Annotated in this window: 20 protein-coding genes and 1 other RNA gene; 4 read left to right on the top strand and 17 right to left on the bottom strand. The window is 61.8% G+C overall.

The genetic code is table 11. The features are described 5' to 3' along the window. Positions 1 to 12 precede the first annotated feature (12 nt). The 17 genes from ftsZ to rsmI form a co-directional block, all read right to left on the bottom strand. Entirely contained in the window at positions 13 to 1,206 is a 1,194-nt protein-coding gene (gene ftsZ / locus HNO86_RS15505; RefSeq protein ID WP_175377812.1) for a cell division protein FtsZ, read from the bottom strand. A 105-nt stretch (positions 1,207 to 1,311) separates the two neighbouring features. Continuing rightward, on the bottom strand, positions 1,312 to 2,571 hold the full coding sequence (gene ftsA / locus HNO86_RS15500) for a cell division protein FtsA (RefSeq protein WP_175377811.1): 1,260 nt from the start codon (positions 2,569 to 2,571) through the stop codon (positions 1,312 to 1,314). Between the two features lie 15 nt (positions 2,572 to 2,586). Continuing rightward, a complete protein-coding gene (locus HNO86_RS15495; protein ID WP_175377810.1) occupies positions 2,587 to 3,453 on the bottom strand; it encodes a cell division protein FtsQ/DivIB in 867 nt (288 codons plus the stop codon). Between the two features lie 4 nt (positions 3,454 to 3,457). Further along, positions 3,458 to 4,438 (bottom strand): D-alanine--D-alanine ligase, encoded by a 981-nt coding sequence (locus HNO86_RS15490; RefSeq protein WP_175377809.1) that lies wholly within the window; start codon positions 4,436 to 4,438, stop codon positions 3,458 to 3,460. After that, positions 4,435 to 5,895 carry a UDP-N-acetylmuramate--L-alanine ligase gene (murC, locus tag HNO86_RS15485; protein ID WP_175377808.1) on the bottom strand — a complete coding sequence of 487 codons (1,461 nt, stop codon included), beginning with the start codon at positions 5,893 to 5,895 and terminating at the stop codon, positions 4,435 to 4,437. Before murC ends, HNO86_RS15490 begins: the two co-directional genes overlap by 4 nt. Next, the gene (gene murG / locus HNO86_RS15480) at positions 5,888 to 6,958 is read right to left on the bottom strand and encodes an undecaprenyldiphospho-muramoylpentapeptide beta-N-acetylglucosaminyltransferase (protein WP_175377807.1); all 1,071 of its coding nucleotides are present in this window, start codon (positions 6,956 to 6,958) and stop codon (positions 5,888 to 5,890) included. The genes murC and murG overlap by 8 nt, the downstream gene beginning before the upstream one ends. Next, a complete protein-coding gene (gene ftsW / locus HNO86_RS15475) occupies positions 6,948 to 8,165 on the bottom strand; it encodes a putative lipid II flippase FtsW (protein WP_372242535.1) in 1,218 nt (405 codons plus the stop codon). The genes murG and ftsW overlap by 11 nt, the downstream gene beginning before the upstream one ends. Beyond that, positions 8,162 to 9,508, bottom strand: coding sequence for a UDP-N-acetylmuramoyl-L-alanine--D-glutamate ligase (murD, locus tag HNO86_RS15470; RefSeq protein ID WP_175377806.1), 1,347 nt, complete (start codon positions 9,506 to 9,508; stop codon positions 8,162 to 8,164). Before murD ends, ftsW begins: the two co-directional genes overlap by 4 nt. 6 nt (positions 9,509 to 9,514) lie before the next feature. Next, positions 9,515 to 10,597: a phospho-N-acetylmuramoyl-pentapeptide-transferase gene (gene mraY / locus HNO86_RS15465; protein ID WP_175377805.1), complete on the bottom strand. Its 1,083-nt coding sequence runs from the start codon at positions 10,595 to 10,597 to the stop codon at positions 9,515 to 9,517. Next, positions 10,597 to 11,964, bottom strand: coding sequence for a UDP-N-acetylmuramoyl-tripeptide--D-alanyl-D-alanine ligase (gene murF, locus HNO86_RS15460; protein ID WP_175377804.1), 1,368 nt, complete (start codon positions 11,962 to 11,964; stop codon positions 10,597 to 10,599). The genes mraY and murF overlap by 1 nt, the downstream gene beginning before the upstream one ends. Further along, complete coding sequence (locus HNO86_RS15455; protein ID WP_175377803.1) at positions 11,957 to 13,420, bottom strand: UDP-N-acetylmuramoyl-L-alanyl-D-glutamate--2,6-diaminopimelate ligase; 1,464 nt, start codon at positions 13,418 to 13,420, stop codon at positions 11,957 to 11,959. Before HNO86_RS15455 ends, murF begins: the two co-directional genes overlap by 8 nt. Further along, positions 13,420 to 15,162, bottom strand: a complete 1,743-nt coding sequence (locus HNO86_RS15450; protein WP_175377802.1) for a penicillin-binding protein 2 — start codon at positions 15,160 to 15,162, stop codon at positions 13,420 to 13,422. Before HNO86_RS15450 ends, HNO86_RS15455 begins: the two co-directional genes overlap by 1 nt. Beyond that, the gene (gene ftsL / locus HNO86_RS15445) at positions 15,159 to 15,452 is read right to left on the bottom strand and encodes a cell division protein FtsL (protein ID WP_175377801.1); all 294 of its coding nucleotides are present in this window, start codon (positions 15,450 to 15,452) and stop codon (positions 15,159 to 15,161) included. The genes HNO86_RS15450 and ftsL overlap by 4 nt, the downstream gene beginning before the upstream one ends. After that, positions 15,449 to 16,396 (bottom strand): 16S rRNA (cytosine(1402)-N(4))-methyltransferase RsmH, encoded by a 948-nt coding sequence (gene rsmH, locus HNO86_RS15440; RefSeq protein WP_372242534.1) that lies wholly within the window; start codon positions 16,394 to 16,396, stop codon positions 15,449 to 15,451. Before rsmH ends, ftsL begins: the two co-directional genes overlap by 4 nt. Next, complete coding sequence (gene mraZ / locus HNO86_RS15435; protein WP_175377800.1) at positions 16,393 to 16,848, bottom strand: division/cell wall cluster transcriptional repressor MraZ; 456 nt, start codon at positions 16,846 to 16,848, stop codon at positions 16,393 to 16,395. Before mraZ ends, rsmH begins: the two co-directional genes overlap by 4 nt. A 354-nt stretch (positions 16,849 to 17,202) precedes the next feature. Further along, an RNA gene (gene rnpB, locus HNO86_RS15430) (RNase P RNA component class A) lies at positions 17,203 to 17,556 on the bottom strand. 75 nt (positions 17,557 to 17,631) lie between these two features. Continuing rightward, entirely contained in the window at positions 17,632 to 18,504 is an 873-nt protein-coding gene (rsmI, locus tag HNO86_RS15425) for a 16S rRNA (cytidine(1402)-2'-O)-methyltransferase (RefSeq protein WP_175377799.1), read from the bottom strand. 209 nt (positions 18,505 to 18,713) lie between these two features. Here rsmI and HNO86_RS15420 point away from each other — a divergent pair, with 209 nt between their 5' ends. The 4 genes from HNO86_RS15420 to HNO86_RS15405 all read left to right on the top strand — a co-directional run bounded on the left by HNO86_RS15420 (position 18,714) and on the right by HNO86_RS15405 (position 22,157). Beyond that, entirely contained in the window at positions 18,714 to 20,525 is a 1,812-nt protein-coding gene (locus HNO86_RS15420; RefSeq protein ID WP_175377798.1) for a penicillin-binding protein activator, read from the top strand. Further along, entirely contained in the window at positions 20,525 to 20,887 is a 363-nt protein-coding gene (locus HNO86_RS15415; protein ID WP_175377797.1) for a YraN family protein, read from the top strand. Before HNO86_RS15420 ends, HNO86_RS15415 begins: the two co-directional genes overlap by 1 nt. A 101-nt stretch (positions 20,888 to 20,988) precedes the next feature. Then, complete coding sequence (locus tag HNO86_RS15410; protein ID WP_175377796.1) at positions 20,989 to 21,582, top strand: phosphoheptose isomerase; 594 nt, start codon at positions 20,989 to 20,991, stop codon at positions 21,580 to 21,582. Beyond that, positions 21,579 to 22,157: a BON domain-containing protein gene (locus HNO86_RS15405; protein WP_175377795.1), complete on the top strand. Its 579-nt coding sequence runs from the start codon at positions 21,579 to 21,581 to the stop codon at positions 22,155 to 22,157. The genes HNO86_RS15410 and HNO86_RS15405 overlap by 4 nt, the downstream gene beginning before the upstream one ends. Positions 22,158 to 22,192: the final 35 nt, after the last annotated feature.

The following is a 22,192-nucleotide window of genomic DNA, read 5'->3' as shown; positions in this document are numbered from 1 at the left end:
TGATACATTTCATCAATCGGCCTGACGACGCAGGAAAGCCGGGATGTCCAGGTAGTCCAGATCATCCTGCGGATTCAGCTTCGCGGCAGCCGCAGCACCGGCCTGAGCCTGGTTGCGCATGACGGTCGGACGGTCCAGGTCACGGTAGTTCACCGCCGGAGCTTCCTGACGAACAGGGGCCTGTTGTTGTGGCTGTGGGGCCATGGTGGTGTGAACGGTATTGTCGATCACCTTCATCGGCTTCTCGATTTTCGCGCCCAGACCGGTGGCAACCACGGTCACGTGCAGCTCGTCGCGCATGTCCGGATCGATAACGGTACCGACCTTGACCATTGCATGCTCGGAAGCGAAGGCTTCGATGATGCTACCCACGTCGGAGTACTCACCCAGGGACAGGTCAGGACCGGCAGTGATGTTCACCAGGATGCCGCGTGCACCTTGCAGGTTCACGTCTTCGAGCAGCGGGTTGCGAATGGCCGCTTCAGTGGCTTCGCGTGCACGGTTCGGACCGCTGGCGCAGCCGGTACCCATCATCGCCATGCCCATTTCGCTCATCACGGTACGCACGTCGGCGAAGTCGACGTTGATCATGCCCGGACGCTTGATGATGTCGGAGATACCGCGAACGGCACCGGCCAGTACATCGTCAGCCTTGGCGAAAGCCGACAGCAGGCTGGCGTCTTTACCCAGGATGGTCAGCAGCTTCTCGTTGGGAATGGTGATCAACGAGTCGACGCTTTCGGACAGCAGACGAATGCCTTCGTCGGCCAGTTGCATACGCTTGCGGCCTTCGAACGGGAATGGACGGGTCACCACCGCAACGGTGAGGATGCCCAGTTCCTTGGCCACTTCGGCGATGATCGGCGCAGCACCGGTACCGGTACCGCCACCCATGCCGGTGGTGATGAACACCATGTTGGTGCCCTGCAGGACTTCGGCGATGCGCTCACGATCTTCGAGAGCGGCCTGACGACCTACTTCAGGGTTGGCGCCGGCGCCCAGACCTTTGGTCACGCCGGTACCCAGTTGCAGGATGGTCCGCGCGCTGATGCTCTTGAGCGCCTGGGCATCAGTGTTGGCGCAGATGAATTCGACGCCTTCAATGTTGCTCTTGACCATGTGATTCACGGCGTTGCCGCCGCCACCGCCTACACCGATAACTTTAATGACCGGGCTTGCGGGGATGTTGTCTACGAGTTCGAACATTTTCCCTCTCCTTTACGTTCTCTAGTTTTTTCGCCTACTGCTTTTGCTGCTTTTTGCTTCTACTGCTTGCTCTTGCCGCTTGAAGCTTGCGGCTTGAAGCTGCTTTTAAAAATTCCCCTGGACCCAGCTCTTGATGCGATCGAGCAAGGCGCCTTTCGGCTCTTCGTTGCTGTAGCTGTCGCGGCTGCCGATACCCGAGAACGAAATGCCATCGGATTGTTTCTGCAGGCCGTACATCAACAGGCCAACGCCAGTGGAATAAATCGGGTTGCGCACCACGTCATCCAGACCGTTCACGCCGTGCGGCACGCCCAGGCGTACCGGCATGTGGAAGATTTCCTCGGCCAGTTCAGTGGCGCCTTCCATCTTCGCGGTACCGCCGGTCAGCACGATGCCGGCCGGGATCAGGTCTTCGTAGCCGCTGCGGCGCAGTTCGGCCTGGATCAGCGTGAACAACTCGTCGTAACGCGGCTCGACCACTTCGGCCAGGGCCTGACGGGACAGCTCGCGCGGTGGACGGTCGCCAACGCTTGGCACCTTGATGGTTTCACCGGCACCGGCCAGCTTGGCCAGGGCGCAGGCATAGCGAATCTTGATTTCTTCGGCGTACTGGGTCGGGGTGCGCAACGCCATGGCGATGTCGTTGGTCACCTGATCGCCGGCGATCGGGATCACCGCGGTGTGACGGATCGCGCCTTCGGTGAAGATCGCGATGTCGGTGGTGCCGCCGCCGATGTCCACCAGGCACACGCCCAGCTCTTTTTCGTCGTCGGTCAGTACCGAGTACGCGGACGCCAGTTGCTCGAGAATGATGTCGTCGATTTCCAGGCCGCAGCGGCGCACGCATTTTTCAATGTTCTGTGCGGCGTTGACGGCGCAGGTGACCACGTGGACCTTGGCTTCCAGACGCACGCCGGACATGCCCAGAGGCTCGCGAACGCCTTCCTGGTTATCGATCACGTAGTCCTGCGGCAGGGTGTGCAGGACGCGCTGGTCAGCGGGAATCGCCACGGCCTGGGCGGCGTCCAGAACGCGCTCCAGGTCGGCGGAGCTGACTTCGCGATCACGGATCGCCACGATGCCGTGGGAGTTGAGGCTGCGGATGTGATTGCCGGCCACGCCAACGAAGGCCGAGTGGATGCGGCAGCCAGCCATCAACTGCGCTTCTTCGATGGCGCGCTGGATCGACTGCACGGTGGACTCGATGTTCACCACCACGCCTTTCTTCAGGCCACGGGACGGGTGCGTACCGATCCCGACGATATTCAGCGCGCCGTTATCCTCGACCTCGCCTACCAGCGCCACCACCTTGGAGGTGCCGATATCGAGACCGACGATCATTTTGCCGCTTTGCACGTTTGCCATGGGTCCTGCCTCTTCTTAATTCTTCGCGACAGCGGGTTGGGCTGCCGGAGGCGCTACAGGTTCCCGCCAGCCAACAGCCAGGCCGTTGGCGTAGCGCAGATCGATGCGCGCAATGTTCGTAATCTGTTCTTTAAGCGTCTTGTCGTAGATGGCGATGAAACGGCGCATCTTTTCTACCTGGTTGCCGCGTCCGAGCAGCAGCTCGATGCCGGGGCCCGCGCTGCCGGGGCCGGTGGTCAGGAACCAGCTGCCTCGGTCACGCAACTCCAAACGTGCGATGGAGAAGCCCAGCGGCCTGAGCATCTGACTCAGTACCTGGTATTGCTGCATCACCTGCTGCTGGGCCCGTTGTGGGCCGAACAACTGCGGCAGGTGTTCGTAATTGGCCAGTTCACGCGGAGTGAACGCCTGACCCTGGTTGTTCAACAGCGATTCATCGCCCCAGCGCGCAACCGGCAGTTGCTCTTCGAGGCGAATCACCACCTGATCCGGCCATACCCGGCGCACTTCGGCATGGGCGATCCATGGCATCTGTTCCAGCTCGGTGCGCATGCTCTCAAGGTCGATGGTGAAGAAGCTCGACGCCACGTACGGGGCGATTCGCTGCTGCACCGCCTGCTGGCTGATGTAGCTCAGGTCGCCCTGAACGTTGATCTTGGTGATCGGTCGGTCGGCGTACGGCATCAAACGCTGCGCGCCTTCGTAAGTACCGAACCCCAATGCCACCAGCAGCACCGGCCAGAACAGGCTTTTCAGAAAGCCGAAATTGGCTTTGGGCAGGCGCGCGGACATCGGCTCTTTGGCCACCATTCGGCTGGCACCCCGTGGCACCGGCTTGCGGCCGGTAGCGGGAGGCTGATGTCTCAACTGTGCGCCTTGCATGGTCTTAACCTCGCGGCTCTTGCTTGCCGGCGGCGTTGCGGGCAACGCTTTCGGCGAGAATGGCCAGAACCAGTTGCTGGAAATCCAGACCGGCGGCGCGAGCCGCCATCGGCACCAGGCTGTGATCGGTCATGCCCGGTGCGGTGTTGACTTCCAGGAACCAGAACTGCCCGTCGGCGTCCTGCATCACGTCCGCCCTGCCCCAACCGGCGATACCCAGCGCCTCACAGGCTTTCGCCGTGAGGTCCATGAGTTCCTTTTCCTTGGCACTGTCCAGCCCGCACGGAATGCGGTACTGGGTATCGTTGGCGATGTACTTGGCGTCGTAGTCGTAAAAGCTGTGGGTCGTGCCCAGGGCAATCGGAGGCAACACCTGGTCACGCAGGGTGGCGATGGTGAACTCCGGACCATGAATCCATTGCTCGACCAACACTTGCGAATCGTAGGTACTGGCCGCTTTCCAGGCGTCGATCAACTCGGACGCGGAAGTCACTTTGGCCATCCCGATACTTGAACCTTCATGGGCCGGTTTGACGATCAAAGGGAAGCCCAGTTCCGCAGCCGCGGAAATACAATCGGCCTCGCTGCTCAGCACGGCGTGACGCGGGGTCGGAATACCCAGGCTGTGCCAGACCTGCTTGGTGCGCAGCTTGTCCATGGCCAGGGCCGAGGCCAGGATGCCGCTGCCGGTGTAGGGAATGCCCAGGCATTCGAGCAGGCCCTGCATGCTGCCGTCTTCACCGCCACGACCGTGGAGAATGATGAAGGCGCGGTCGATTTTTTCATTCAGCAGACGCTGCAGCAGGTCATCGCCGACGTCGAGGCCGAACGCGTCCACACCGGCGCTCTGCAGCGCGTCGAGGACAGCGTTGCCCGATTTCAGGGAGACTTCGCGCTCGGCACTCTTGCCGCCGAACAGCACGGCGACGCGGCCGAAATCCTTCGGCGCGACGGTGGAGACGAGGTTGGCGTAGGCAGCGGTCATTTCAACTTCCCCTCGACCGGCGCAGCCACGGCGCCGGTGAACAACGGACTCTTCAACAAACTCGGAGCAAGACCGCCGACATCACCGGCGCCCTGGCACAGCAGGATGTCGCCGGCACGCAGCAGCGGCTTGACCAGTGGTGCCAGGTCGATGCCACGCTCGATGTAGATCGGGTCGAGCTGGCCGCGCTGGCGGATGCTGTTGCACAGCTTGCGGCTGTCGGCACCCGGAATCGGCTCTTCGCCGGCCGGATAGACTTCCATCAGCAGCAGGACGTTGGCGTCGGCCAATACATTGACGAAATCGTCGTACAGATCGCGGGTACGGCTGTAGCGGTGCGGCTGGTAGACCATCACCAGACGGCGCTCCGGCCAGCCACCGCGCACGGCCTTGATCACCGCCGCGACTTCGGTCGGATGGTGGCCATAGTCGTCGACCAGCATCACGTTGCCGCCTTCGACCGGCAGTTCACCGTAGACCTGGAAGCGCCGACCGACGCCCTGGAAGCCGGACAGGCCCTGGACGATGGCTTCATCGCTGACGCCTTCGTCGCTGGCGATGCAGATGGTCGCCAGCGCGTTGAGTACGTTGTGGTTGCCCGGCATGTTCACCGAGACATCCAGCGGCTCGCGATCCGGGCGCAGCACGGTGAAGAAGGTCTGCATGCCCTGCTGGCGTACATTGATGGCGCGCACGTCGCAGTCTTCGCCGAAACCGTAGGTCACGGTCGGACGCTTGACCTGCGGAAGGATTTCGCGCACGACCGGGTCGTCCAGGCAGACCACGGCCAGACCATAGAACGGCAGGTTGTGGAGGAATTCGACGAAGGTTTTCTTCAGTTTGTTGAAGTCACCGTCGTAGGTTGCCATGTGGTCGGCATCGATGTTGGTGACCACAGCAACCAGCGGCTGCAGGTGCAGGAAGCTGGCATCGCTTTCGTCGGCCTCGGCGATCAGGTAACGGCTGGTGCCAAGCTGGGCGTTGGTGCCCGCGGCATTCAGACGGCCACCGATCACGAAGGTCGGATCCAGGCCACCGGCGGCGAACACCGACGCGATCAGGCTGGTGGTGGTGGTTTTGCCGTGGGTACCGGCGACGGCGATACCGTGGCGATAGCGCATCAGCTCGGCCAGCATCTCGGCGCGCGGCACCACTGGGATGCGGCGCTCCAGGGCGTTGGCGACTTCCGGGTTGGAGGTGTTGACGGCGCTCGACACCACCAGCACATCGGCAGCAGCGGCGTTCTCGGCGCGGTGGCCGATATAGATGTGTGCACCGAAGGATTCCAGGCGCTCGGTCACCGGCGAAGCCTTGAGGTCGGAACCTGACACTTCATAGCCCAGGTTCAGCAGCACTTCGGCAATCCCGCACATGCCCACGCCGCCGATACCGACGAAGTGGATGCGACGGATGCGGCGCATTTCCGGTTGTGGCATGGCTTTCTGATTCTCAACCATGGGCCACCTCCAGGCAGGTATCGACCACGTTACGGGTGGCATCGGGTTTGGCCAGGCGGCGGGCCGCAGTGGCCATATCGTTCAGTCGTTGCGGTTGCATCAGGACCTCTGTCAGGCGAGCGGCAAGATCCGCTGCACCGGTCGTTCTTTGCGGCATCAGGAAGGCAGCGCCTTCACGGGCCAAATAATCGGCATTGCGGGTCTGGTGATCGTCGATCGCGTGGGGCAAGGGCACCAGCATCGAGGGCAGACCGGCGGCAGCCAGTTCACTGATGGTCAGCGCGCCTGCGCGGCACACCACCAGGTCGGCCCAGCCATAGGCCTGGGCCATGTCTTTGATGAAAGGCTGCACCTGCGCCTCCACGCCAGCCGCGCGATAACGCTCTGCAGTCACTTCATCGTGTTTTTTGCCGGCCTGATGGAACACTTCCGGGCGCAGGTCGGGAGCGACTTGCGACAGGGCTTCAGGCAGCAACTTGTTCAACGGCTCTGCCCCCAGGCTTCCGCCCAGGATCAGCAAACGCGCCTTGCGACCGCCCAGGGCGGGCCGCGGTGTTTCGAGGAACAGCTCGGTGCGCACCGGGTTACCGGTGGTCCGTCGGCTGCTCGACAGGGTAAAGGTGTCGGGGAACGCTTCACAGACTCGAGCGGCCAACGGCACCAGCAACCGATTGGCGGTACCGGCCACGGCGTTCTGTTCGTGAACGATCACCGGCACGCCGGCCAGTTTGGCGGCGACACCGCCAGGACCGGTCACATAACCACCGAATCCGACCACGCAGACCGGCTGCAACTGGCGAATGATCGCCCGTGCCTGCCAGACCGACTTGAGCAACATGAACGGTGCCTTGAGCAGCGACAGCTTGCCCTTGCCCCGCAGGCCGCTGGCGTTGATCCGGTGCAGTTCGATGCCGGACATCGGCACCAGTTCGTTTTCGATGCCGCGCGGCGTGCCGAGCCAGTGCACGGTATAACCGCGCGCCTGGAATTCGCGGGCACAGGCCAGCGCCGGGAATACGTGGCCGCCGGTACCGCCGGCCATGATCAATACGTTAGCGCCCATGATTCGGCTCCTCGGCGAAGTCGCTCTCATGGAATTCCATCTCTTCGCTGCCCAGGTGGGTTCGACTCTCCCACTCGATACGCAGCAACAGCCCCAGACAGGCACAGCAGATCACCAGCGAGCTGCCGCCATAACTGAGGAAAGGCAAGGTCAGGCCCTTGGTCGGCAGCAGGCCGACGTTCACCCCGATATTGATCAAAAATTGACCAATCCACAGGAACGACAGACCGTAAGCGACGTAGGCGGCAAAGAACTGTTTGGCTTTTTCGGCCCACAGGCCGATGTACATGCCGCGAATACAGACGAAGACGAACAGCGCGACGGTGCACAGCGAACCCACGGCGCCCAGCTCTTCGGCAAGGACGGAGAACACGAAGTCGGTGTGGGCTTCCGGCAAGTAGAACTGCTTCTGCACGCTATTGCCCAGGCCAACGCCCAGCCACTCGCCGCGACCGAAAGCGATCAGGGCCTGGGACAATTGATAACCGGCACCGAACTGGTCGGCCCAAGGGTCGGCAAAGTTGGTCAGACGCGCCATTCGATAGGGCTGCATCTGAATCAACAGCACCACGGCGCCCACCGCCAACACCACCATCAGGGAGAATCGGAACAGCCCGACCCCGCCGAGGAACAGCATCGCCGCCGCGGCGCCCATCATCACGACGGTGGCACCGAAGTCCGGCTCCATCAGCAGCAGACCCGCCATCGGCAACAGCACGATGAACGGCTTGAAGAAGCCCATCCAGCTCTCACGCACTTCTTTCTGGCGACGTACCAGATAACCAGCCAGATAAATCACCACGAACACCTTGGCGATTTCGGACGGCTGTACGTTGAAGAAGCTGAAACCGATCCAGCGCATCGAACCGTTCACCTCACGACCGATGCCCGGGATGATCACCATCACCAGCAGGCCGAAGGCACCAATGAGCATCAACCAGCCCAGGCGCTGCCAGGTGGCGATCGGAATCATCATGGTGACGACGCAGGCACCCAGGCCCAGCACCACGTAGATCAGGTGGCGAATCATGTAGTACAGAGGGCTGCCCGACTGCACGGCCGCCACTTCGGTCGATGCCGAGGCGATCATGATCAGGCCGAGACCCAGCAGCGCCAGGCAACCGGCGAGCATCGGGAAGTCGAGATCGATACCGCGTCCGGTAATCAGCGGTGATGGATACGGCTTGATGATGCCCTTCAGGCTCATGCCAGAACCTCCACGGCGCGGACGAACTGGTGACCACGGTCTTCGTAGTTCTTGAACATGTCGAAGCTGGCGCAGGCTGGCGACAGCAGCACCACATCGCCCGGCTGGGCAGCGGCGCGGCATTGTTCAACGGCTTCGATCAGAGAGCCTGCGCGAATTAGCGGTACGGCGTCGCCAATGGCTTCACCGATCTTGTCGCAATCACGCCCCATCAGAATGACGGCGCGGCAGTTGGCGGCCACCGGAGCACGCAGATCCTTGAATTCGGCACCCTTGCCGTCGCCGCCGGCGATCAGCACGATCTTGCCGTCGATGTCCGCACCCAAGCCTTCGATGGCAGCCAGGGCGGCGCCGACGTTGGTGGCTTTGGAATCGTTGTAGTAGCCGACGCCATCCAGGTCACGGACCCACTGGCAACGGTGTTCGAGCCCGGCGAAGTTGCGCAGGGCCGAGAGCATGGCATCGAACGGCAGGCCGACCGCATGACCGAGGGCCAGGGCCGCCAGGGCGTTGGACTGATTGTGGGCGCCGCGGATTTTCAGCTCGCGCACCGGCATCAGGTTCTGGAATTCGAAGGCCAGGTATTTCTCGCCGTCTTCCTCACGCAGACCGAACGCCTTGAAGTCCGGTTTGGTCAGGCCGAAGGTCCAGCAAGGCTGACCTTCGCCCATCAGCGGACGGCTCAGGGCATCCTGGCGGTTGACCACGAACTGCTTCGCGCCACGGAAGATCCGGTGCTTGGCCAGGTGGTAGGCCGGCAGACCACTGTAGCGGTCCATGTGGTCTTCGCTGATGTTGAGTACGGTCGCGACTTCGGCGTTGAGCTGGTCGGTGGTTTCCAGCTGGAAGCTCGACAACTCCATCACGTACAGCTCGACGTCGTCGCGCAGCAGGTCCAGCGCCGGCGTGCCGAGGTTGCCGCCGACGGCGACGCGCTTGCCGGCCGCGACCGCCATCTCGCCGACCAAAGTGGTCACGGTACTTTTCGCGTTGGAACCGCTGATGGCCACGATCGGCGCCTTCGCGTTACGCGCGAACAGCTCGATGTCGCCGGACAGCTTCACGCCACGGGCAGCGGCGGCCTGCAGGGCCGGAGTCGCCAGCGCCAGACCGGGGCTCACGTAGAGCTCGTCGGCACGGCACAGGAATTCGACATCCAGCTCGCCACAACGCACTTCCACGTGCGGATAGTCACGCTTGAGCGTGGCCAGTTCCGGTGGATTTTCCCGCGTATCGGCCACGGCAAACGCCACGCCCCGGTTCGCCAGGAAGCGAACCAGGGACATGCCGCTCTTGCCGAGGCCGACAACGATGCGGAAGTGGTCAGAAGCTATCAGGGACACGGGTTTCTACCTCAGCTTCAGCGTGGCAAGGCCGATCAGCACGAGAATCACGGTGATGATCCAGAAACGGACGATCACGCGCGGCTCGGGCCAGCCCTTGAGTTCAAAGTGGTGGTGAATCGGCGCCATGCGGAACACACGGCGACCGGTCAGCTTAAAGGAGGCGACCTGAATGACGACTGACAGGGTTTCCATCACGAACACGCCGCCCATGATGAACAGGACGATTTCCTGACGGACGATCACCGCGATGGTGCCCAGCGCGGCACCCAGTGCCAGTGCGCCGACGTCACCCATGAAGACTTGTGCCGGGTAGGTGTTGAACCACAGGAAGCCCAGGCCCGCACCGATCAGTGCGCCGCAGAACACGATCAGCTCGCCCGCGCCCGGTACGTAAGGAATCAGCAGGTATTCGGCGAACTTCACGTTACCCGACAGGTAGCAGAAGATCCCCAGGCCACCGCCGACCATCACGGTCGGCATGATCGCCAGGCCGTCGAGGCCGTCGGTCAGGTTGACCGCGTTGCTCGAACCGACAATCACGAAATAGGTCAGCACGATGAAGCCTGCGCCCAGCGCAATGCTGTAGTCCTTGAGCATCGGCAGGATCAAGGTGGTTTCCACCGGTGTGGCGGCGGTCATATAAAGGAAGATCGCCGCGCCCAGGCCGAACACCGATTGCCAGAAGTATTTCCAGCGACTCGGCAGACCACGGGAGTTCTTCTCGATCACTTTGCGATAGTCATCGACCCAGCCGATGGCGCCGAACAACAGGGTGACCAGCAGAACCACCCAGACATAACGGTTGCTCAGGTCGGCCCACAGCAGGGTGCTGACGCCGATCGAAGACAGAATCAGTGCGCCGCCCATGGTCGGGGTGCCCGACTTGGACAGGTGAGATTGCGGACCATCGTTGCGAACGGCCTGGCCGATCTGACGGTTCTGCAGGGTGCGGATCATCCACGGGCCATAGCACAGTGACAAAACCAGCGCGGTCAGTACACCGAGAATCCCGCGCAGGGTCAGGTACTGGAAGACCGCGAAGCCTTTGTAGAACTGTTGCAGATACTCCGCTAGCAGCAGCAGCATTAATGTTTCTCCAAACTGGAACCGCACAGGGCGGCAACGATGTTTTCCATCGCTGCGCTGCGCGAGCCTTTGATCAAAATGGTGGTGTTTGTGTCTTGCTCGGCGCCAAGCGCCTTGATCAGTTCAGCCTGCGTGCTGAAGTGAAAGGCCTGTGGGCCGAAGGCGTTGACGGCGTGCTGCATCATCGGTCCGACGGCGTACAGCGCAGAAACCTTGCCACGGGCGTATGCGCCCACGTCGCGGTGCCCCTGCTCCGCCCAATCGCCCAATTCGCCGATATCCCCGAGCACCAGGACGGTGCGGCCGGAAAAGCCGGCGAGTATATCAACGGCGGCGCACATGGAGGTGGGGTTCGCGTTGTAAGTGTCATCGATCACGCGCATGCCATTGCTGGCCAGTTGCGCGACGGTGCGGCCCTTGACCGGCTGCACCGCGCCAAGGCCTGTGGCGATGCCGAACAGCGACACGCCCAGTGCGTGAGCGGCCGCCGCGGCGGCCATGGCGTTGGCGACGTTATGGGTGCCGAGCAGGTTCAGTTGAACATTCTCCACACCCTCAGGCGTGTGCAGGTTGAAAGACGGGCATCCGCGAGCGTCGGTCGCCAGGTCGCTGGCGTAGAAATCCGCCTGGCTGTTGCTCAGGGCGAAGGTCAGTACCTTGCGGCCGGCTGCGCGCTTCTTCCAGATCTCGAAGGCCTTGTCGTCGAGATTGAGAACGGCAACGCCATCGGCTGCCAGCCCTTCAATGATCTCGCCCTTGGCTTCGACGATTTTTTCCGGACCGCCGAACTCGCCAACGTGGGCGGTCCCGGCGTTGTTGAGAATGGCCACATGGGGCTTGGTCATGCCGACGGTGTAGGCAATTTCACCCAGACGCGAAGCGCCCAGCTCGATGACCGCCGCGGTATGTTCCGGCGCCAGTTCGAGCAGGGTCAGCGGAGCGCCGAGGTCGTTGTTCAGGTTGCCACGGGTGGCCAGCACCGAACCGCGGGTGCGCAGGATGCTCGCAAGCATTTCCTTGACCGTGGTCTTGCCGCTGGAACCGGTGATCGCAGCCACTGGCTGGGTAAACGCGGCACGGTTCAGCGCACCGAGCTGCCCCAAGGCCTGACGGGTATCACTGACCAGCAATTGCGGCAGAGTGCTGTCCTTGATTTCGCGCTCGACCAGTGCGGCAACGGCGCCTTTGGCCGCCACGTCGTTCAGGTAGTCGTGACCGTCGAAACGCGGACCGGTGAGGGCAACGAACAACTGACCCGGCTTGATCGCGCGACTGTCGATGCTGACACCGTCGAAGCTGGCATCGACACCGATCAGACGGCCATTGAGCGCGCTGGTCAGTTCGCTGAGTTTCAGAGCCTTAAGCATGGGCCACCTCCCAGGCGGTCAGGGCATGATCGGCCTCGACCAGATCGGAGAAGGCGTGGCGCACGCCGTTGATTTCCTGGTAGTCCTCGTGACCTTTGCCCGCGAGCACGATCACGTCATCCGCCGAAGCCTCGGCGATCAATTGGGCAATGGCTTTGCCGCGACCGGCCACGAAGGTGACCTTATCCACCGCCGCAAAACCGGCACGGATGTCGTCGAAGATAATCGCCGGATCTTCGGTACGCGGGTTGTCGTCGGTGACCAGCACGCCATCGGCCAGACGCTCCACCACTTCTGCCATCAGCGGGCGCTTGCCGCGGTCACGATCGCCACCACAACCGAACAGGCACAGCAAACGGCCTTTGACGTGGGGGCGCAGAGCGGTCAGGACTTTTTCCAGGGCATCCGGGGTGTGGGCGTAATCGACCACCACCAGCGGCTGGGTACCGCCGCCCAGGCGCTGCATGCGACCGGCAGGGCCTTCGAGCTTCGGCAGCACCTTGAGGATTTCGTCCAGGGGATAGTCCAGGCCGAGCAAGGCACCGACCGCCGCCAGTACGTTGCTCAGGTTGAAACGGCCGAGCAAGGTGCTGCGCAGGTGGTGTTCGCCCTGAGGCGTGACCAGCGTGGCGCGCACGCCTTCGTCGTCGAAGTTCGCTTCGCGGCAATAGAGGTAGGCGCTGCTGTCGAGCAGGCTGTAGGTGATCAGGCGTGATTCGCGTTTTTCGGCGGCCAGTTGCCGGCCGAAATCGTCATCGAGGTTCACCACCCGGCATTTCAAATCGTTCCAGGCAAACAGCTTGGCCTTGGCTTCGCCGTAGGCTTGCATGGTTCCGTGGTAATCCAGGTGATCCCGGGACAGATTGGTCATCACCGCCACATCGAAGGCCAGCGCAGTAACCCGGCCCTGATCCAGACCGTGGGACGACACTTCCATGGCGACAGCCTTGGCACCGGCCTTTTTCAGGTCGCCCAGGGTCGCTTGCATGGCAATCGGGTTCGGCGTGGTGTGCAGGCCGCTTTCCAGCGCGCCGTAGAAACCGCAGCCCAGGGTGCCGACGATGCCGCAGTGCTGACCGAGCAGGTCAAGCGCCTGGGCCACCAGTTGGGTCACGCTGGTTTTGCCGTTGGTGCCGGTCACGCCGACCATGTTCAGGTGATGGCTGGGCTCGCCATAGAAGCGGCCGGCGATATCCGACAGCTGCGCCGCCAGGCCCTTGACCGGAATCAGTGGGACTTCGGTGATCGGCAGCACGGTGGCGCCTTCGACTTCATAAGCCACGGCAGCAGCGCCGCGCTGCAAGGCGTCGGCAATGTGCGCACGGCCGTCGAACTTGCCGCCCGGGACCGCGAGGAACAGATCGCCTGCGCGGACGTTGCGGCTGTCGAGCGCCAATTCACGGATCAACAGATCGTGGCCGGCGTGGGGGAAGATTTTATTCAGACTCAATGACATCAGCCGCGCCCTCCATTGGCTTTCAGCGGAACGACCGGGGTGGCGTTGACTTGTTGAACAGGTGGCAGGTTGTCGGGGGTGACGTTCATCAGGCGCAGGGTCCCGGACATCACGCGGCTGAACACCGGCGCCGATACCAGGCCACCGAAGTAACCGGCCTTGGTCGGTTCGTCGATGACCACCACGATGGCATAACGCGGGTCGTTCATCGGCCCGAAACCGGCGAACAGCGAGCGGTAGGAGTTCTCGGCGTAGCCTTTGGTGCCGACCGACGTTTTACGTGCGGTACCCGACTTGCCGCCCACGTGATACGCCGGCACCTGGGCACGGAAAACGCCGCGCGGGGCTTCGATCACTTGCTGCAGCATGCCCTGCATGGTTTTCGCGACGGTTTCCGGCAGGACCTGGGTGGTCTGCGGCGCCTTGTCGGTTTTGATCAGCGTCAGTGGCGCCAGACGACCGTTGTTCGCCAAGGCCGAGAACGCGTGGACCAGCTGAATCGCCGTCACCGAAATACCGTAGCCGTAGGACAGCGTGGCCGTCTCGGCCTTGCGCCACTCGCGGTAGTTCGGCAGGTTGCCGACACGCTCACCCGGGAAACCGAGGCCGGTGTCCTGGCCGAGGCCGAGTTTCTGCGCCAGACGGAAAATGGTTTCACCGCCGATGTCGAACGCGACCTTACTCATGCCGACGTTACTGGAATTGATCAGAATGCCGGTCATGTCCAGCACCGGACCCTCGGTCTTGGACACGTCCTTGATGGTGTACTTGCCGATCTGCAAGGTACCCGGATACACCTCGACGCTGTCGCTCGGTTTCCAGCGTCCGGTTTCGATGGCGGCGCTCATGGAGATCGCCTTCATGGTCGAACCCGGTTCGAACACGTCGATCATCGCGCGGTTACGCATCATCGCCGGCTGCAGGTTGCGACGGTTGTTCGGGTTGTAGGTCGGCTGGTTGACCATGGCGAGGATTTCACCGGTCTTCACGTCCATGATCACCAGGCTGCCGGCTTTCGCGCCGTTCTCGATGATCGCGTTACGCAGCTCGCGGTTGGCCAGATATTGCAGGCGCAGGTCAATGGACAACGCCAAGGGCTTTCCGGCCTTGGCGTTTTTGGTGACCTGGACATCCTTGATCAGCCGGCCTCGCCGATCCTTGATCACTTGCCGTTTGCCCGGCACCCCGGCCAGCCATTCGTCATAGGCCAGTTCGACACCTTCGCGACCGTGGTCGTCGATATCGGTAAAGCCGACCATATGCGCGGTGACTTCACCTGCTGGATAGAAGCGGCGGAATTCTTCGATGCCGTAGACACCCGGCACTTTCAGATCGAGTACGGCCTGGCCCTGCTCAGGGGTCAGCCCGCGCACCAGGTAGATGAACTCTTTATTGGCTTGCGCTTCGAGACGCTCGGCCAGGGCTTTCGGATCCTGACCCAGCGCGGCGGCGAGTGCCGGCCATTTTTCCTTGGCCAGTTGCATTTCCTTGGCGTTGGCCCACAGGGTGGTGACCGGCGTACTGACGGCCAACGGCTCGCCGTTACGGTCGGTGATCAGACCACGGTGAGCCGGAATGGGGATATGACGAACGCTGCGCGCGTCGCCCTGACCTTTCAGGAAGTCACGGTCGACCACTTGCAGGTCGATGATGCGCCAGCAAATCGCCGCCACCATGATGCCGAGCAAGCCCAGCACCAGGCGGAAGCGCCAGGGAAAGAGAGCGCCTTCGACGTTCATCATGGCGCCACCATCTGCACTTCGGCGGCACCGGGAATGCGCATTTTCAGTTGTTCGGTGGCCAGCACTTCGATACGGCTGTGCGCGGTCCAGGTGCTTTGTTCAAGGATCAGACGACCCCATTCGGCCTGGGCCTTGTCGCGCACGCTCAGTTCGTTGTACAGCGAGTTCAGCAACTGGCGGTTCCAGTGCGCGCTGTAGGACACGCCGATGGCAGAAATGAGCACGGCCAGAAACAGCAGCAGCATGAAAAAGCTGCCGCCGGGCAGTGGCTTGGCGAAAAGCTTGCTCACCGCAACTTCTCCGCGACACGCATGACGGCGCTACGGGAACGTGGGTTGGCTTTGAGTTCGGCGTCGGAGGCCGTCTGCGCTTTGCCGTGGATTTTGATTTTCGGTTCGAACGCGACGTGCCGAACCGGCAGGTTGCGCGGCAGGTTGTCGGCTTCGCCCTTCACCAGCTTGCGCATGAACAGTTTGACGATGCGGTCTTCCAGCGAGTGGAAACTGATTACCACCAGGCGACCGCCCACTTCCAGACAATCCAGCGCGGCTTCGAGGCCGGCTTCCAGATCGCCCAATTCGTTGTTGACGTGAATGCGCAGGCCCTGGAACGCACGGGTCGCCGGGTTCTTGCCCTTTTCCCAGGACGGGTTGGCGACTTTCAATACTTCAGCGAGATCCGCAGTGCGCTCGAACGGCTTGACGTCACGGCGCTCGACCACTGCACGGGCCATGCGTCCGGAAAAACGCTCTTCGCCGTATTCCTTGAACACCCGGGCAATTTCTTCCGCAGACGCGGTGTTGACGAACTCGGCCGCGCTGATCCCGCGGGACGGGTCCATGCGCATATCCAGAGGACCGTCATTGAGGAAACTGAAGCCGCGCTCAGGGTCGTCGAGCTGCGGCGAGGACACGCCGAGGTCGAGCAGAATGCCGCTGACCTTGCCGTGCAGACCGCGCTCGGCGACTTCGGATCCAAGCTCGGCAAAGCTGCGCTGCACAACGACAAAGCGGCCGTCTTCGGCCGCTAGCGTCTGCCCGGTGGCAATCGCTTGAGGGTCTTTGTCGAATCCGAGCAGTCGACCGCCCGGACCGAGCCGGCTGAGGATCAACCGGCTGTGCCCGCCGCGCCCGAACGTGCCATCCAGATAGCAGCCATCAGGACGTACGGCGAGAGCCTCGACGGCTTCGTCAAGCAGTACGGTGATGTGGTTAAAGCCGCTATCAATAGTCACAGGATCAAATCACGCAGTTCATCAGGCATCGCGCCCGGTTGTTGAATAGCTGCCAGGTCAGCGGCAGCCACCGCATTCCAGGCATCCTCGTCCCACAGTTGGAACTTGTTCAGTTGGCCTACCAACATCGCGCGCTTATCCAACTTGGCATATTCACGAAGACGCGGCGGAACCAGAAAACGACCACTGCCATCGAGCTCGAGGTCGACGGCATTACCAATCAATAAACGTTGCAGGCGGCGGTTCTCTTCGCGAAGCGAAGGCAGTGCGCGCAATTTGGTTTCGATAATTTCCCACTCATCGAGGGGGTAAACACACAAACATGGATCAACGGCATCAATGGTGACGATCAACTGACCGGAACTACGCGAATCGAGCTCGTCACGGTACCGACTCGGCATGGCGAGACGGCCCTTTGCATCGAGGCTGATTGCATTGGCTCCGCGAAACACGTCAGCGTTTCTCCAAATGTTAGCGTTTTGCGCTCAAAAAACCCACTTCGTGCCACTTTCCGCCACTTGTGCACACTATAGGAATGCGCCCACCGCACCGTCAAGGCGCGCATTAAAGGAAAACCCTTACAGAACTGAGATTTAGGAGCATAAAAGGAAGGGACACGAGAATCGGGCAGAGAAAACCGACCGATAACTTCAATCAGCACAGAGATCTGCGCGCGGAAGTTAAAGTAATTTATTAAGAGTAAGATTTTTTCGGTATTACGAAAGTGCTACGCCGACGATTCTGAAAGGAGGGAAATGGCTATCACTGGCACCCTGCTCAATGATTTAAGCAGAGGAAAGAAAAAGGTGGAGAGTCGATCTGTAAGCCGGGTTCTGTCTTGAACAGTCATTCGTCTACGATGGCCATCACTGGACATCTTTAGCAACCTACCCGGTCCCAGCGCGGGCCACGCCTTGGGACCCTATTTGGTCTTGCTCCAAGTGGGGTTTACCTAGCCACGAACTGTTGCCAGACGTGCGGTGCGCTCTTACCGCACCTTTTCACCCTTACCGGCGCCGAAGCGCTTAGGCGGTTATTTTCTGTGGCACTTTCCGTAGGCTCACGCCTCCCAGGCGTTACCTGGCACTTCGCCCTATGGAGCCCGGACTTTCCTCCCCCCTCTAATTTTCATAGAGGGCAGCGACTGTCCGATCGACTCTCCGCCGCGCAGGTTAACGGCAGAGCGCCTGAAGAACAAGCGCTAAAAGCCTTTAGCCATGCCTTTGCGTCGGTTTTTACTCGCCCTTCTGTTTATCCAGCGCAACCTGGTAGAGAACGTTCTTGCGCTCGCCGGTGATCTGCGCCGCCAAGGCAGCCGCCCGCTTGAGCGGCATTTCTTCGAGCAACAGATTGAGCACGCGCATCGCCTCGCTGCTGACCGTCTCTTCACCCTCGGGTGCGGACCAGCCCGCGACCAGCACGACGCACTCGCCGCGCTGCTGATTGCTGTCGGACTCGACGAACTGGCGCAGCTCGCTCAGCGGCAGCCCCTTGAGGGTTTCGAAGGTCTTGGTCAGTTCACGCGCCAGCAAGGCAGGACGCTCGGCGCCGAACACCAGCTCCATATCCTGCAGGCATTCGAGAATGCGGTGCGGCGCTTCATAAAAGATCAGCGTACGCGGCTCTTCCTTTATAGCCTCCAGACGCGCGCGCCTTCCCACGGCCTTCGCCGGCAGGAAACCTTCAAAGATGAAGCGATCGGACGGCAGTCCCGCCGCCGACAGCGCGGCGATCAAGGCACAGGCGCCCGGAACCGGCACCACATTGATCCCGGCGGCGCGGGCCTGGCGCACCAGGTGATAGCCCGGATCGGAAATCAGCGGCGTGCCGGCATCGGAAATCAGCGCGACATTGTCGCCCGCCAGCAAACGGGTAATGAAGCGGCTGCCTTCATCGCGCTCGTTGTGCTCGTGACAAGCCGCCAGCGGCGTGGAAATGCCGAAGTGCTGCATCAAGCGTTGGGAATGGCGGGTGTCTTCCGCCGCGATCAGCGCGACTTCGCGCAAGATCTTCAGCGCACGCGCACTGATGTCATCCAGGTTGCCGATGGGCGTCGCCACCACATAAAGCGAGCCCGCAGCGGAATTCAAAGCACCTGGAGCAGTCAAAGCGCACACCTCATGATCGATAAAGCGGCCATTGTAGCGCGTAGCGGTACTCGCGACAGACACAGGTAACACCTGGTTTCGCCGTCGTTTGTGGCGCAGCGCAACATTTGCACCAGCTAAATTGATCGATTCATGCCAGCAACATCGCGCCCCGGCCAGCGCTTGGGTACAATTCCACGCTAATTTGATCGAGTATCAGGAACGCTTACATGATCGCTTGCCTGCGGCTGTTCACTGCCCTCTGCCTCGCTGCCTTGCTGGCTGCTTGCGCCAGCTCGCCCTCCTCCAGCCTTGGCGAACTCCCACGGACCCCGGATGCCAGTATCGAGCAACTGCTGGAAAAGGCCGCCCAAAGCAAATCTCCGGAAGATGCCGCCCTGTTGCGCCTGAGCGCAGCGGACCTGGCCTATCGCCAGGGCAATGCCGCCCAATCCGCGCAAATTCTGCAGCAAGTGCCCGTGGAGCAGCTCAAGCCTGGCCAGCAGGTCTTCGCCAGCACACTGGCCGCGGAACTGGCCATGACCCGCAACCAGCCGAAAGCCGCGCTGACTGCCCTGAGCCATCCGAGCATGCAGCGCCTGGGTGAATTGCCGCAAGAGCAGCAAGTGCGCACCGGCACCGTTCGTGCCCGCGCCCTTGAAGCCGATGGCCAGACCCTGGCTGCCGCACGCGAGCGGATCTTCATTGCACCGATGCTCAGCGGTGAAGCCGCCAGCAAGAACCACGAAGCCATCTGGGCGCTGATCGCCTCGTTGCCGACCGACCAGTTGCAGCCGAACACCACCGATGACCTCGGCGGCTGGATGGGCCTGGCCCTGGCAGTAAAAACGGCCGGCACTGTTGAACAGCAACAGGCCGCCATCGACAAATGGCGCGCGGACAATCCGAAACACCCCGCCGCCATTCAACTGCCGTTGCCTCTGACCAAACTCAAGGAACTGGCCAGTCAGCCCCTGAGCAAGATTGCCCTGCTGCTGCCACAGGACGGCCAACTGGCCTCGGTTGGCAAGGCATTGCGCGAAGGTTTCATGGCCGCTCACTACCAGGCCCAACAAGCCGGGCAGAAGCCGCCAGCCATCGAGTTCTATGACAGCTCGAAGCTCACCTCCCTCGACGAGTTCTATCGCAAGGCCCAGGCCGATGGCGTGCAGCTGGTCGTCGGCCCGCTGGAAAAACCACTGGTCAAGCAGCTGAGCACTCGCCCGCAACTGCCAATCACCACGCTGGCCCTGAACTACAGCGAAGGCGATCAAGGTCCGGCCCAACTGTTCCAGTTCGGTCTGGCCGCTGAAGACGAAGCCCGCGAAGTGTCCCGCCGCGCCCGTGCCGACGGCCTGCACCGCGCCGCCATCATGGTTCCGAAAGGTGAATGGGGCGACCGCGTGATGCGTGCGTTCAGCCAGGACTGGCAAGCCAACGGCGGCACTATCGTTGCCACCGAGCGCGTCGATCAGCCGGTGCAACTGGCCCAGCAGATTGCCGACATGTTCCAGCTGCGTCAGAGCGAAGGTCGCGCCAAGAGCCTGCAAAGCACTGTAGGTTCGCAGGTTGCCGCCCAGCCATCCCGTCGCCAGGACATCGAATTCATCTTCCTGGCCTCCACACCGCAACAGGCCCAACAGATCAAGCCGACCCTGAACTTCCAATACGCAGGCGACGTTCCGGTCTATGCCACCTCTCACGTGTTCAGCGCCAGCGGCGACGTGAACCAGTACAACGACATGAACGGTATCCGCTTCTGCGAAACCCCATGGTTGCTGGACGCCAATGACCCGCTGCGCAAGCAGGTCACCGCTCAATGGCCACAAGCCGCCAGCAGCCTGGGCCGCCTGTATGCAATGGGCGTCGACGCCTATCGTCTGGCGCCACGCCTGGGCCAACTCAAGGCCCTGCCGGACAGCCGCATCGAAGGTCAGTCGGGCAGCCTGGGCATGTCGCAGAACCAGCGGGTCGTGCGTCAGTTGCCATGGGCCGAGTTCGTCAACGGTCAGGTCCAGCGCCTGCCGGACACCTCGCGCTGATGCCTGACAGGTCACGCCAGCAAAGCGGTAAGGATGCCGAGCGCCAGGCGCTCGAGCATCTTCAACAACAGGGTCTGCGCCTGGTGGCGCAGAACTGGTTGTGTAAACGCGGCGAGCTTGATCTGGTCATGTTGGATGGCGATACAGTAGTATTCGTTGAAGTTCGTTACAGAAAAAACACTCAATGGGGTGGCGCGCTCGATAGCATCGATGGGCGCAAACGGCAGAAACTGATTTTTGCCGCGCAATTTTTTCTTCAGCGCGAATCGCGCTGGGCCAATTCCCCTTGCCGTTTCGATGTGGTTGCCATTGATAGCGACCTCGATCAGTTGAACTGGTTACAAAATGCCTTCGACAGCTGATCGCCTGCACCCCGAACCGGAAAACGCCCAACACTTTTGCTCTTTGCTTTGCGGGCTGCACATTCACGTGCCGGACAGCCGCGCTCATTAAGGTCACACAGATGGACATGCAATCCCGAATTCGCCAGCTTTTTCAGGCCAGTATCGACACCAAGCAACAGGCGATGGAAGTACTTGCACCGCACATCGAGCAAGCCAGCCAGGTGATGGTCAACGCCCTGCTCAACGAAGGCAAAATGCTCTCCTGCGGCAACGGCGGCTCCGCCGGCGACGCCCAGCACTTCTCCTCCGAGCTGCTCAACCGCTTCGAGCGCGAGCGTCCGAGCCTGCCGGCCATCGCGCTGACCACCGACAGCTCAACCATTACCTCGATCGCCAACGACTACAGCTACAACGAAGTCTTTTCCAAGCAGATCCGCGCCCTCGGCCAGCCGGGCGATGTTCTGCTGGCGATTTCCACCAGCGGCAACTCGGCGAACATAATTCAGGCGATCCAGGCCGCACATGATCGCGAAATGATTGTCGTAGCATTGACCGGTCGCGATGGCGGCGGCATGGCGTCGCTGCTATTGCCCGAGGACGTGGAGATTCGCGTACCCGCCAGCGTCACCGCTCGTATTCAGGAAGTCCACCTGCTGGCGATCCACTGCCTTTGCGACTTGATCGACAGCCAATTGTTCGGGAGTGAAGAATGACCCCTAATCGCCTCGGCCTACTGGCCCTGACCCTGTGCCTCGGCATCAGCGGCTGCACCTCGGTGGTTAATGCCAGCCGTGAAGCACCCATTGAAGATGACCGCGGCACCCGCACCTTCGGCAGCAAGATCGACGACTCCCTGATCGATACCAAAGTCGGCGTGAACGTCGCCAAGGCCGATCCGGCCCTGGATAACGACTCGCACATCGTGGTCACCAGCTTCAACGGCGTCGTATTGCTCGCCGGCCAGACCCCGCGCGCCGACCTCAAGGCCAAGGCCGAACAGGCCGCTGCCGCCGTTCAGCGGGTAAAGACCGTACACAACGAACTGCAGGTCCTGCCGCCTTCCTCGTTGCTGGCGCGCCAGAACGACACCTGGCTGACCACCAAGATCAAGACCCAGATGCTCACCGACCCGAACATCCCGGGTTCGCGGATCAAGGTCGTGACCGAGAACGGCATCGTTTATCTGCTGGGCCTGCTGACCAAGCAGGAAGCCGCCCAGGCGACCAATCTGGTACAGGGTGTATCCGGCGTGCAGAAGATCGTGAAGCTGTTCGAATACATCGACTGATACACACTCATTCCGGCGATGCCGGAATGCAGGCA

Source organism: Pseudomonas sp. C1C7, from assembly GCF_013359595.1.
In the GTDB taxonomy this organism is placed as follows: domain Bacteria; phylum Pseudomonadota; class Gammaproteobacteria; order Pseudomonadales; family Pseudomonadaceae; genus Aquipseudomonas.
The sequence above is the reverse complement of the archived record's forward strand: the minus strand, read 5'-3'. Positions and strand labels throughout refer to the sequence as shown.